Origin of the sequence: Candidatus Accumulibacter vicinus (assembly GCF_000584955.1) — a bacterium.
In the GTDB taxonomy this organism is placed as follows: Bacteria; Pseudomonadota; Gammaproteobacteria; order Burkholderiales; family Rhodocyclaceae; genus Accumulibacter; species Accumulibacter vicinus.
In genome coordinates this window covers 1-11,939 of record NZ_JDSS02000015.1, presented here as the reverse complement: position 1 = coordinate 11,939, position 11,939 = coordinate 1, and the positions used below count along the sequence as shown (strand labels likewise).

Here is an 11,939-nt window from a genome sequence, read left to right as displayed (position 1 = left end):
CGTCGGCCGGCCGGTGGCGCGGGCGTAATCGACGCCGGCTTCGGCAGCCCGGAGTTCGGCTTCGGCGGCCCGGAGTTCGGGGCGGCGTGCGCGTGCTTCATCGATCAGTGCGGTGACGTCGCCGGTAAAGCTGGCGTCGGGGGTAACCGACGGGATCTCGTCGAGCAACAACCGCTGGCTGGCGTCGAGCCCCATGACATTGGCCAGGCGGCCGACAGCATTCTTGAGCACCCCTTCGGCGCGGATGCGGGTGAGCGTTGCCTGCGACCAGGCGGTCTGTGCCTGCAGACGGTCGGCAGGGGTGCCGGTGCCGACGCGGTAGCGGACTTCGGCGGCGGTGAGGCTCTCGCGGCTGGCATTTTCTGATTCACGGGCGGCGGTGACTGCAGCACGCGCGGCCTGGGTGTTGTAATAAGCCTGCACGGCATTGAGAAAGACGCTCTGGACGGTCGCGTCGAGCGTCGAGCTTGCGGCGCTCAGCACTTGCCGCGCGATTTCAAGATTTGCCGAACGCGCGCCGAAGTCATACAGCAGCCAGGAGAGCGTCAGCGAGGCGTTGCGCTGCCTGGCGGTCTGCGAGTCGATCCTGATCCGGCTGGTGCTGACCTGGCCATCGAGCGCCGGCAGGAAGTCGGACTGCGCGAGGCCGACCTGGGCCGCCTGGACGCGTGCGTACGACCAGGCCTCACGGGTTGTCGGGTTGCGGCACAGCGCAAGATCGACCACTTCGAGAATGCCATAGGCGGCGTCGGCTGGCAGCGGCTGACAGGATAGAGCGCTGCCCGCCAGCGCCGGGCGCGGCGGGGTGAAGGTGCGTGTGGCGAAGGGATCGCTGGTTTCCAGGGCCGGCAGCTGGGCCGCCAGCGCCGCCAGCAGGGTGGCGATGGCGAAGCGGCAGCAGTGAGCGGTAGGTCTGGCGCACTGGGCGCGGGTCGGCTGCGAAGTCGGTCGGGATGTGGAGTAAGCCATTTTTCGCTAGTATAGCCAGCTTGGCTGCGGTTTCGCGCGGACTGGCAGGGTGTTCTGTGGGAATTGATGTGTGAGCAAAAGCAAATGTTTCCGGCCAGGACGGTCAGCATCGTGAGTCGCTGACGCAACTTTGACATTCACAGGACCCGGACAATGCCCTGGATGGAGATGATCAGCCTGTTTGTTCTGCTGGCCGCCGGCTGGTTCTGGTACGACAGCTTCCAGGCACGCGAGGCCGGCATGCATGCCGCGCGTGCGGCATGTGCGGCAGAAGACTTGCTCCTGCTCGACGACACGGTCGCGCTCGCTTCGCTGCTCCCGGCGCGCGATGACCAAGGTCGGCTGCGCCTGCGGCGGGTCTACCATTTCGAGTACAGCGATACCGGTGACAATCGCCGGGATGGCCGGGTCACCCTGCTCGGCAGCGAGTTGCTGATGCTGCACTTGCCGCAGGCGCAACGGCCCTGGCGGCATCCGATGGCGCACGACAACGAGGACGGGGCGTAGATCCGGTATTGCCGATGACCGTCTGATCTGCTCCGGAGATCGGCCGAAAAGCCTTGCCCATCATGGCTTTCAAATGTACCGGCCGAGACTCCACAAAGGGATCCAGAATGGGTTCCATCGCTTGCCCACGGGATCAGGAATCCCGATAAAATGAGTTGGCTTGGGTCGGCCGGGGTCTCCTGGCCCATTCCGGCAAGCACTGCTGCCCAAATGCAGCTAAGCTTCGCCTGATCGAGGGCGGCGGTGACCCTGCCGGTACCGCTACGATGATTTTGTCATCGGTTGCTCCTGCGACCGGACAGCAAGCAGATAGCGAGAGGAAACCACCATGCGCAGCAAGATCGTGACTGCCGATGAAGCCATCGCACTGATCCGGGATGGCGATACTCTGGCCAGTACCGGTTTTGTCCAGACCGGCTTTGCCGAGGCCCTGTTGTCGGCACTGGAGCGTCGCTTCCTCACCACCGGCAGCCCGAAGAACCTGACCTTGTTCGCCGCCGCCGGCCAGGGCGACGGCAAGACCCTGGGGCTCAATCATCTGGGCCACGCCGGCCTGCTGCGCCGAGTGGTGGCGGGCCACTGGGCGCGCATGCCGAAGGTGGCGCAACTGGCACTCGGCAATCGCATCCAGGCCTATAACCTGCCCCAGGGAATCATCTGTCAGTTGTTCCGGGATCTGGCCGCCGGCAAACCGGGGTCGTTCTCCAAGGTCGGACTGCATACCTTCGTCGATCCCCGCTACGGCGGCGGCCGGATCAATGCCGCCACCACCCGGGACATCGTCAGTCTCGTCGAAGTCGCCGACGAAGAGTGGCTGTTCTACAAGGTCGGCAGAGTCAACGTCGCCTTCGTGCGCGGGACCACCGCCGATACCTTCGGCAACATCACGATGGAGCGGGAAGCATTGACCCTCAACAACCTCGCCATGGCGATGGCGGCCAAGAACAGTAACGGCATCGTGATCGCCCAGGTCGAAAGGATCGCCGAGCGCAGCGGGCTACCGCCGCGGCAGGTCAAGATTCCAGGGATTCTGGTCGATTGCGTGGTCGTGGCCGAACCCACCCAGCACATGCAGACACTGGTGACCCCGTACAACGCGGCTTACGCCGGCGAGTTCCGGGTTCCCCAGGCCAGCCTGGTGTCGACGCCACTGACCGATCGCAAGATCATCGCCCGCCGTGCCGCTTTCGAATTGCCGCCCAACGGCATCATCAATCTCGGGGTCGGCATGCCCGAAGGCGTGGCGACGGTCGCCAAGGAGGAGCGTATCTCGCACCTGCTGACCATGACCGTTGAATCCGGCCTGATCGGCGGAATTCCCGCCACCGGGGGTGACTTCGGGACCGGCGTCAACATGGATGCGGTCATCGACGAGAATCAGCAGTTCGACTTCTACGACGGGGGCGGCCTGGACATGGCGTGTCTTGGCATGGCCGAATGCGATGCTGCCGGCAATGTCAACGTCAGCCGGTTCGGCGGCCGCCTGACCGGCGCCGGCGGTTTCATCAACATCAGCCAGAACGCCCGCCTGGTGGTGTTCGCCGGCACCTTCACCGGCAATGGTCTGAAGGTCGAGGTCAATGACGGCAAGCTGCGAATTGTCCAGGAGGGCCGGCAGCGGAAGTTCCTCAAGAAAGTCGAGCAGATCACCTTCAATGGCCAGTACGCCTATGATCGCGACAAGCCGGTCTATTACGTCACCGAACGTTGCGTCTTCCGCCGGGTCAGGGGCGGGCTGGCCTTGATCGAGGTGGCGCCCGGCATCGACGTCGACCGGGACATTCTGCCGAACATGGATTTCGAGCCGATCGTCGGTGAATACGGCGAGATGGATGCCCGCATCTTCAATGCCAACCCGATGGGTCTGGAGGCTGAACTGCTCAACCTGTCCTTGCCGGAGCGGGTCATTTACGATCCCGAGCGCAACATCCTGTTTCTCAACTTCGAGGGCATGCATGTCCGGGTGGTCGAAGATGTGCAGGCGATCTGGGACATTTGCGAGCTGCGCTGCCGGGCGGCCGGCAAACGGGTCGGCGTGATCATCAACTACGATCGCTTTCGCATCAACCAGGACATGTACGACGCCTATGCCGAAATGGACCGCTACTTCCTGGCCAACTATTTCAGTCAGATCACTCGCTACGCCACCAGCGCCTTCCTGCGCGCCAAGCTGGGCGAGGCTTTCTCGGCACGCAGCATCGCGCCGCACATCTTCGAACGCCGCGAGGAAGCGCAGGCCTTCCTGGCCGGACGTGGCGGTGACGCCAGCGGCCCGACCTGAATCCGCTCGGCACCCCGGCGTGACCGGCCAACTGGATCGTCGTCAGCCGGATGAACCGCCTTGGCCGGGCAGCTCATCATGCCACCGGCGTCAACAGCAGACGGAAAACCGCGCAAGCGGAGCCGCACGCATAGTAAGATGGCGGCCCGCCAACCTTCGACTTGTCAGGAAGTGACCATGCTCAAGCTGTTCATCGGCAACAAAAATTACTCTTCGTGGTCGATGCGCGCCGGAGTGCTCATCGGGCAGGCCGGCATCGCCTGCGAAGAAGTCGTCGTGCGCTTCGATTCCTTCGCGGCCGGTTCAAACTTCAGACAGACCATGGCGACCATCAGCCCCACGGGCAAGGTACCGGTCCTGGTGGACGGCGGGGTCGGTAACGGACTGGTCGTCTGGGATACCCTGGCGATTGCCGAATATCTGGCCGAAAAGTTCCCGGAGAAAGCCTTGTGGCCACGAGACTGGGCGGCGCGGGCGCAGGCTCGCAGCCTATGTGCCGAGATGCATTCCGGCTTTACGGGTTTGCGCTCCCATTGCCCGATGAACATCGAGGCTTCACTCCCCGAAGCTGGCCAGCTCGTCTGGCGCGACCAGCCGGCGGTGCGCGCCGATGTCGAACGGATCGTGGGCATGTGGTGTGACCTGCTGCGTAAAGGAGGCGGGCCAATGCTCTTTGGGGAGTTTTCGATTGCCGACGCCTACTTCGCCCCGGTGGTGATGCGACTGAAAACCTATGCCTTGCCCGTCCCGGCGGAGGTGACCGCGTACATGGCCCGCGTGTGTACCTTGCCGGGTGTGCAGGCGTGGGTTGATGGTGCGTTGTCCGAAAAAGACTTCCTCGATTTCGAAGAACCCTATCGCCTGCAGCGCTGAACAGCGTACTGCGGCATGACCGACAGCCATACCATAATGTGTGCGCTCGATGGCAGCAATCCGGGGGACGAGTCGGTTCAGCGGGTCCCGTTAGCTTGCGGGGTCAAGCCGCCAAAATATTGCGCGACCTCTTCCCGCCGCTTCCCAACTCGGATCTTCTTTCATCATCTCAAGGGGCTGGCCTCGCCGGTCAGTTGCGCGACGAGGGCGGTGAGACCGACCCAGCCGTCGGCGGGGAAAGCGGGATCCGGGAGGACGACAAGCGAGGACCAGCGCGAAGGGTCGGGCGGGGTGACGAGGTCGAGATCGGCGTACGAGGCTGCGGAAAAGAGCAGGTTGAGCGTGGAAAACTCCGCCACCGGGCCGCTCACCGTGTAGTCGTAGCGCCAGCGGTCAAAGCCAGGGACGGCATCGAACAGATCACTCGCCACATAGCGGACCTCCACCGCCCCCACACTGCCGGCCCAGACGGCACCCGCCAAAGCCAAAGCACGACCGATTCTGTACTGCATCCGCTTTCTCTCCCCATATAAATACAGACCAAACTCCCGCGCTGGGCACGTCCTGTTCCCGATGGCGTGTCGCACGCCTACAGACGCCCTACTTTGCAAAAACCTTATCATGTTCAAAAGCCCTGTCCATCCCCCCCAAGGGGGATTTTGCGGGCGGGAATGTTTCGCCGTTGCCAAGACGAGGACACGGACGACTCCCCGGCGGTGACTCCCACAAGAAAAAGATGAGCGCAGACCGCAACGATCAGGACCGTTAGAAACCCTTCGGGGCACGGCTTGACGTCGTCCATGAAATCGACAACCGGGCGCAGAGGCTGACTGGAGTCTTTCAGGGGCTGCGCGAGGTACTGGGCTTTTCCTCCGGGGGTCTTCCTGGAAATCGATGTGCCGCGCCTGATACTTCGGGAGGGCTTTGCCTTCGACTGTGCGGACATTGATCCTGCTCCGGAGGCGGGCTGATGCAGGCGGCTGGATGTCCTGACCGTCCTGGTCCTGCTACCTGCTCATCGAGTTCCAGAGCAGCGTCGACAAGTACATGGCCCTGCGCATGATGGTCTATGGGGGACTGCTCTATCAGGACCTGATCAAGCGCGGTGAGGTCCTGGCTGACGGCCGCCTGCCGCCGGTCCTGCCCATCGTCCTCTACAACGGTAGCCAGCGCTGGTCGGCGGTGACCGACGTGTTCGACCTGATCCCGCCGGTACCGGGGCTGGTCGAGCAGTTCAAGCCGCGGCTGAAATATCTGTTGATCGACGAGAACGCCTGGACCGACAGCGAGTTGGCCTCGCTCAAGAACCTCGTCGCGGCCGTCTTCCGGATCGAACACCCGGCCTCGCCGGACGCCATCGTCGGATTGCTGAGTCTGCTCCACGAGTGGCTGGCCGAGCGGCCCGACCTGCGCCGGATGTTCGCGCTCTGGATCCGCGCGACATTGATGCGCAAGGCGGAATACCGTATCGTGTTGCCTCAGATTGATGATCTACAGGAGCTCAATGTCATGTTGGCGGAACGACTCGAGGAATGGGCGCAGGCCTACAAGGCGGAGGGGAAGGCCGAGGGGAAGGCCGAGGGGAAGGCCGAGGGGAAGGCCGAGGGGAAAGCCGAAGGTGAAGCGCTGGCGCTGCAAAAGCTGCTCAAGCGGCGCTTTGGTGCCGTCTCTGCGGAGGTTCTGGCGAAGATCTCCGCGGCTTCCCTCGAGCAGATTGATGCGTGGCTGGATCAGGTGCTCGATGCCCGGAGTCTGGATGACATCTTCGGACCAACCACAGCCTGAAGCTGCGCGTCGCTCCCCAATAGCGTTTCGATCCATTCCTTCACCAGCCCCAGCCCGACGATCGGTCATGTTGCAGGGCCGAGCACTCCGGACCGGCCCATAGGTACCGCTTACATCGCTACGCGTCCGCAGTACGCGGTTGGTCACCCGGCAGGCGGACTGGAGACGGTTTGGCAAGTGTCAGCCGTCCGACGATTTCACACGAAAGGACCGTGCGCCGTCAGCCTGAAGTTCCCAAGCGCCCAGGCGGACTCATGGCGAAGGCGGTAAGGGTCTGCGCAACGGGGACGGGGGGAAGGTAAGGAGAGAAACATGCGCACCATCGGCCACCGCAAAGAGCGTCCGATCAGCTTCTCGGCTTCCGCCGCCTTCTTGGCTGAGGGGGCTCGTTTCAACGATGAAATTCACCGTCTCCCGACGGGCCAGTCGACCTGTATCCCGAAGGGTGTCTTCCACTTCAAGACCCATGAAGACGCCAATCACCACCAAGCGGAATGTCTGGTCCGATGCATGGCCGCCGCCGCGCTGGCGCGCCGCTGATGGAAGAGTACAGCCGACCGGCCACCCTGGCCGACCTCAAGGCCCTGGTCGCTTCGCTGAATCGGCAAGGCACCGAGTACCTCCTGATTGGCGGCTACGCGCTGTTTGCCCACGGCTACCATCTCGCCACCACGGACATTGACGTGCTGGTCCCCGCGACCCGCCAAGCCGGAGAACGCATCAAGGAGCCCCTGATGGTATTGCCGGACCAGTCCGCGACGGACATCGATCCCGCTTGGTTCAAGGAAGGCGAGAACATCCGTGTGGCCGATGCCTTCGTCGTGGATATCATGCTCAACGCCTGCGGCGAGACCTACGAGACGCTGGCGCAGTTTGCCGAGACGATTGATCTGGATGGCCTGCCAATCCGTACGATCAATCTCGAGGGACTGCTGCGGACAAACGTGGCCGATCGCATCATCCTGGAGCGGGCGCTGGAGGCACTCCAAAAGCGTTTCCCAGACAGGGCGGCCGGTCGCGAGCATGAAATTTGATCGATCTCCTGTTTACGCTGCCGGTCTACGTTTTGATTTTTTCCGTCATCTGGTGGTTGATCAACAAGTATCGCTATGGCCGCTGGGAGTACATCTTTATCTTTGCTCTGGGGCAAGCGCTTGGCGATGGCAACCAGACGTTTTTGCATGCTCCGACGCTTCTTCTGTTCATTCCCTACGTGATGATCAATTATCACGCCATCAATCTGGCGCCCTACCTGGTCATTGAACGACATTTGCCGGAGAAACGATCCGATAGCCGCTGGAAACTGCCGATCGCGGTACTGTCGATGGTGCTCACATACCTCGTGGGCGGCACGGTTATCGTGGGGTTGTCGCAGGCTCTGGGTTTTGCGAACTGACGGGCGCTGATGCTGGCCTGCCCGGCGGATCCGCGGAGTACGTCCTCAAGGCATCGAGACGGGGGCGGCTCCTGCCGCGCCTCCTCCCCGACGCGTGTCAACCGCGAGCAGGGCGCCATAGGCCAGCGTCAGACTGCACGGACCATTGCTCGCCGCCTGTGCAAGCTGGAAGTGGGCAAAGCGTGGGGCAGGCCCCTGTTCCTGCCGAAAACGCTGCTGCGGATCCCAGGTTCCACGGTTCTCGAGCGACCAGCGGACGATGATTCGCTGATCGTCGAGGTTATTCCAGACCACGGCGAATGCCTCTCCCGTGTCCTCGCAGACATGGACCCCGGCTCCGGAAAGAATCTCGAGCAGGGCACGCAACTGGCTGTCTGACAGCGCCGTACGGTAGGCGCCCAGCACCTCAAAGTCGGCAAGAATCTCGTGCATCCGCACGTACAGCCCGCGTTTCGCTTCGCTGCCGCAGCGGAAGGCCTTGAGCAGTTTGATCAGGGTCGGGATTCTGGCATCGTCGTGATTCTGCAGATTTCCCTGCCGGGCTTCCAGCGTGACCTCTAGAACGCTGACCGGCGCCGTTGGCGGCAGGCAGAGGGTCAAACGGCCACTCTCCTGATCCTGACGCGAATCTATCCGCACGCGCTGGCCGTCGCAGGTCACCCGGGCTTGCACCGGCACGCTGAGGGCATGGAAGATCAAGGTGTAGCTGCGGGCGGCGGGAACGACGCTGAGGTCGCCGCACGAGGGTCCGACGCGCAGTCGCGGCGCGCCACCCGAGCACTGTTGCCACAGCGCCGTCACCACCTTGGCTCCGTGCCGATAGCCGTTGCTCTCTCCGTCGTCTTCATACAACTCGAAACGGTTATCTGCTCCCGGAAAGACGTGCACGGTGAGAGCGCGCGGGTGGTCAACCCCGCTGGCCGCTGGCTCATCAGCCAGCACGACGATGGCGCCGGCGCGTGCAAAGACGGGGATTTCGTCGAGTCCGCCATAAAAGCTGTGCCATGCCGCCCCGGAGTAGTGCTGCCCGGTGAAAAAATTGTACCAGTCGCCTGCCGGTAGCCAGATGACCTGCCGGCCAAGACGCGTATCCCGATCAGACGGGGAAGTAAACGGCGCAGCAATCAGCTCGCTGCCGAATGCGTACTGGCCGGGACAACGGTACGCCTCGGGCGCTTCCGGGTACAGGTGATACATCGGTCGCAGCAGGGCGCCGCCGCCCTGGTGTTCCTGCCAGGCGATGCTGTACAGATAGGGGATCAAGGCATGACGCAACTGCATGGCCGATCGGGCAACCGCCAAGGTCTGCGCGTCCCAGCCCCAGGGCCGACGTTCGTGGAACGGATTCTGGGTGCTGTGCAGGCGCAGGATCGGGCTGAATACGCCGAACTGCAGCCAGCGAACATAGAGTTCGGCGTCTTCGATGCCTTCCATGTGCCCGCCGATATCGTGGCTCCACCAGCCGAAGGCGACGTTGGCCGCCGTTGCCGTGAAATGAACCTGGAAGGCCAGCGAGCGCCACGAAACCACGGTGTCTCCCGAAAAGCCGACCGGGTAGCGATGACTGCCGAGTCCGCCCCAGCGCGAAAATGCGAATGAACGCCTTGCGGGATTGCGGCCCAGGTCCAGGAAGTGCAGGTGGTTGAGCCACCACAGCGGATCGAGGTCGGAACCGGCCGTTCTCTTGCCCTGCTGCCAGTCCATCCACCAGAAATCGACACCCTCCGCTTCCAGGGGATGGTGCAGGATTTCGAAGTAGGCTTGCGTGAAGGCAGGATCGGTGATGGCGAAGACGATTGGTTCGCCGGTTGCCGGATCGCTGCCGAGCCGCCGAGCCATGAGCGGATAAGCCGCCTCGTGCGGCCAGACGCCGTCCGCGGGATGCAGATTGAGTGCAGTCTTCAGCCCCTGCGCGTGCAGATCGGCGAGCAGCGCAGGGGGGTTGGGGAAAAGATCCTGGTTCCAGGTGTAGCCGGTCCATCCACGAGAGGCATTGCCGGTACGGGTGATGTGCCAGTCCATGTCGATGACGCATACTGACAAGGGTAGCGCATGCGCTTGAAAGTCGCGCATCAGGTCAAGCAGTTCGTCCTGGCGATAGGGCCAGTAACGACTCCACCAATTGCCCAATGCCCAGCGCGGAAGCAGTGGAACGGCACCGCTCAAGCGCCGATAATCGCGCAGGCACACGGTGAAATCGCGGCCGTAACCAAAGAAATAGAGATCGATACGACGGGCCCGCTGGTCGCGAGCGGCAATCCACCCATTTTCCAGCAGCGGCGCATCCGAGTCGTCCACGACGGTCCAGCCGCTGCTCGATAGCAGCCCCGGATCGAGGGGAATCGGGCCGTCAGTCTTGTCCAGCGTACGCGCCGTCCCCCCCAGGTTGCCGATATCGTGGTCGCCGTAGTGCCAGGTCAGGCCTGATTCGAGCAGCGTCACCTGCAGTCCGTGGGCAGTAAAGCCCAAACGCAGATCGTAACGCAGGTGCAGATGCTCGGTCATGATCTCGACCGCCTCGCCGTTGTGCAACACCTCGAAACAGGGCACCGCTTGGCGGCGATGCCAGAAGGTGCGGCTGGGTCGATCTTCGAAGTGCCCGTCTGCCGCGAACTCGAGGCGCAACAGTCGAGAGGTCAACACCGTGAAGCGGGCTCGGGTTACGGCCACCACGGCCTTTGGGTCAGCCACCGGGTCGAGTTGAACGCGCAGGTTCATCGTTTCTCGCAGACCAGACTGGCCAATAGCAAGGCAGGCAGTACCGGATTGTGGAAGAAGGCTTTTCTCATGAATGTCTGGAAAAGTTGTTAAACTCTGGTTGTTGAACTCTGCCGACTGCATTCAACGCATTTTCGCATTTCCAACTGATGGTGCATGGCCGATGTCGTTTCCTCTTCATCCATTCCGTTGCTGCCTACCGATCTTCCTGCTCCTCTCGGCTTGTGCGACTGTCGAGCCTCCTCCTGCATCCGGAGTTTCCGGGAAAACCCACGTAACGCAAGAGCAACCCGCGCGACCACCGACGTCTTCCGTTCGCCAGGAGAATGCAAAAACCACTCCTTTCGTTGATGACGAGGCCCGCAGGACAGTCTATTTTTCCTTCGACGGCACGACGATTGGCAGCGAAGGGGATGAGATACTGCGCCAGAACGCCATGAAACTCAAAGAGAATCCGCAATTGGTCGTCATCCTGGTGGGCCATACCGATAATCTGGGCAGCGCCGCTTACAACCTTGCGGTGGCGGACCGGCGGACTGAGGCAGTGAGCGACCGGCTGCGCGCGCTTGGCGTCGCCAGAAACCAGATTCGCCGCCAGCCTGTTGGCAGCGAAAAAAACAGCAAACTGAAATGTGACAGCGAAGCCTGCCGTCGCACGATGCGACGAGTCGAACTGGTCTATGAGTGGCGCTGACGATGGATTTCCGGAAGTGTCCCGGGCAGCAGTCTTGCTGTCTTGTTCGGGGAGCGCGCCATTACCTTGGTCGCTCCAGATTCGTCGGCCCGGACGGCTCCAGCGCGGTCGCCCCGGCTGCAATCGTTGGTTCAGCTTGGCTCCACGAACGTCGGAGAATCGCTCCGAACCGAATTGACTGCGCGGCATACCGGGTAGGCGATCATGTTGCCAGCTTCGGCCGGGCGCAGCAGAGCCTGCAAACTGCCCACGTCGGTATTGGTTGAGTCCAGCCACGCACTGTAGTCGTTGGCGCCCAGGATCACGGGCATCCGATCGTGAATCGGCATCATCACAGGGTTGGCGTCGGTCGTGATGATGCAGCACGTGTGAACCTCTTCGCCGACGGGTGACAGCCAACGCTCGGCAAGCCCGGCAAACCCGAACAGATCACCTTCATCTTGTGGGCGAATGAAGTACGGCTGGCCACCGTGACGATCGCCACGCTGTTCATGCAGCCAACCGGGATGCCATTGCCGGCGCCGAAGAGGATCGACTCGTTGGCCTTCCAGCGGATCGACAGCGCCACCTTCTCCGGCAGGTACGAGGTCAGTGCATTGGCGTCGTCGAGCAGTTCGTCGGTGGTGGGAACGAGCGCCATCAGTTTCTTCAGGCGCAGCGTGGCGAGGCCGAGCACCGGCTTGGTGGGGAGGGCCGTGGCCGCCTCGCCCTGCCAG

General features: G+C 62.7%; 12 protein-coding genes. 8 read left to right on the top strand and 4 right to left on the bottom strand.

All coding sequences use genetic code 11. The annotated features are described in order from the left end of the window. The coding region (locus CAPSK01_RS03705; protein ID WP_034922735.1) for a TolC family protein at window positions 1-969 on the bottom strand (969 nt) is incomplete at its 3' end. A gap of 153 nt (window positions 970-1,122) precedes the next feature. Here CAPSK01_RS03705 and CAPSK01_RS03700 point away from each other — a divergent pair. The 3 genes from CAPSK01_RS03700 to CAPSK01_RS03690 all read left to right on the top strand — a co-directional run bounded on the left by CAPSK01_RS03700 (window position 1,123) and on the right by CAPSK01_RS03690 (window position 4,630). Beyond that, window positions 1,123-1,476, top strand: coding sequence for a DUF3301 domain-containing protein (locus tag CAPSK01_RS03700; protein WP_034922733.1), 354 nt, complete (start codon window positions 1,123-1,125; stop codon window positions 1,474-1,476). Between the two features lie 328 nt (window positions 1,477-1,804). After that, window positions 1,805-3,757, top strand: a complete 1,953-nt coding sequence (locus CAPSK01_RS03695; RefSeq protein WP_034922730.1) for a malonate decarboxylase subunit alpha — start codon at window positions 1,805-1,807, stop codon at window positions 3,755-3,757. 177 nt (window positions 3,758-3,934) lie between these two features. Further along, window positions 3,935-4,630, top strand: a complete 696-nt coding sequence (locus CAPSK01_RS03690; protein WP_034922728.1) for a glutathione S-transferase family protein — start codon at window positions 3,935-3,937, stop codon at window positions 4,628-4,630. A 164-nt stretch (window positions 4,631-4,794) separates the two neighbouring features. Here CAPSK01_RS03690 and CAPSK01_RS03685 read toward each other — a convergent pair whose 3' ends face one another. Further along, window positions 4,795-5,142: a hypothetical protein gene (locus CAPSK01_RS03685; RefSeq protein WP_034922724.1), complete on the bottom strand. Its 348-nt coding sequence runs from the start codon at window positions 5,140-5,142 to the stop codon at window positions 4,795-4,797. A gap of 499 nt (window positions 5,143-5,641) precedes the next feature. On the opposite strand from CAPSK01_RS03685, the gene CAPSK01_RS03675 reads away from it, so the two are divergent. The 4 genes from CAPSK01_RS03675 to CAPSK01_RS03660 all read left to right on the top strand — a co-directional run bounded on the left by CAPSK01_RS03675 (window position 5,642) and on the right by CAPSK01_RS03660 (window position 7,811). Beyond that, a complete protein-coding gene (locus tag CAPSK01_RS03675; protein ID WP_337958537.1) occupies window positions 5,642-6,415 on the top strand; it encodes an Rpn family recombination-promoting nuclease/putative transposase in 774 nt (257 codons plus the stop codon). Between the two features lie 312 nt (window positions 6,416-6,727). Then, window positions 6,728-6,955: a hypothetical protein gene (locus CAPSK01_RS03670; RefSeq protein WP_034922719.1), complete on the top strand. Its 228-nt coding sequence runs from the start codon at window positions 6,728-6,730 to the stop codon at window positions 6,953-6,955. After that, window positions 6,955-7,449, top strand: a complete 495-nt coding sequence (locus CAPSK01_RS03665) for a hypothetical protein (protein ID WP_273703029.1) — start codon at window positions 6,955-6,957, stop codon at window positions 7,447-7,449. The genes CAPSK01_RS03670 and CAPSK01_RS03665 overlap by 1 nt, the downstream gene beginning before the upstream one ends. Further along, window positions 7,446-7,811, top strand: a complete 366-nt coding sequence (locus CAPSK01_RS03660) for a hypothetical protein (RefSeq protein WP_034922716.1) — start codon at window positions 7,446-7,448, stop codon at window positions 7,809-7,811. The genes CAPSK01_RS03665 and CAPSK01_RS03660 overlap by 4 nt, the downstream gene beginning before the upstream one ends. A 45-nt stretch (window positions 7,812-7,856) precedes the next feature. Here the strand turns inward: CAPSK01_RS03660 and CAPSK01_RS03655 are convergent, their stop codons facing one another. Then, window positions 7,857-10,529 (bottom strand): TIM-barrel domain-containing protein, encoded by a 2,673-nt coding sequence (locus CAPSK01_RS03655; protein ID WP_273703028.1) that lies wholly within the window; start codon window positions 10,527-10,529, stop codon window positions 7,857-7,859. A 73-nt stretch (window positions 10,530-10,602) separates the two neighbouring features. On the opposite strand from CAPSK01_RS03655, the gene CAPSK01_RS21730 reads away from it, so the two are divergent. Further along, window positions 10,603-11,223: an OmpA family protein gene (locus CAPSK01_RS21730; protein WP_273703027.1), complete on the top strand. Its 621-nt coding sequence runs from the start codon at window positions 10,603-10,605 to the stop codon at window positions 11,221-11,223. Window positions 11,224-11,554: 331 nt separating this feature from the next. Here CAPSK01_RS21730 and CAPSK01_RS21725 read toward each other — a convergent pair. Beyond that, on the bottom strand, window positions 11,555-11,939 hold a 385-nt coding region (locus tag CAPSK01_RS21725; RefSeq protein WP_273703026.1), incomplete at its 5' end, for a phage major capsid protein.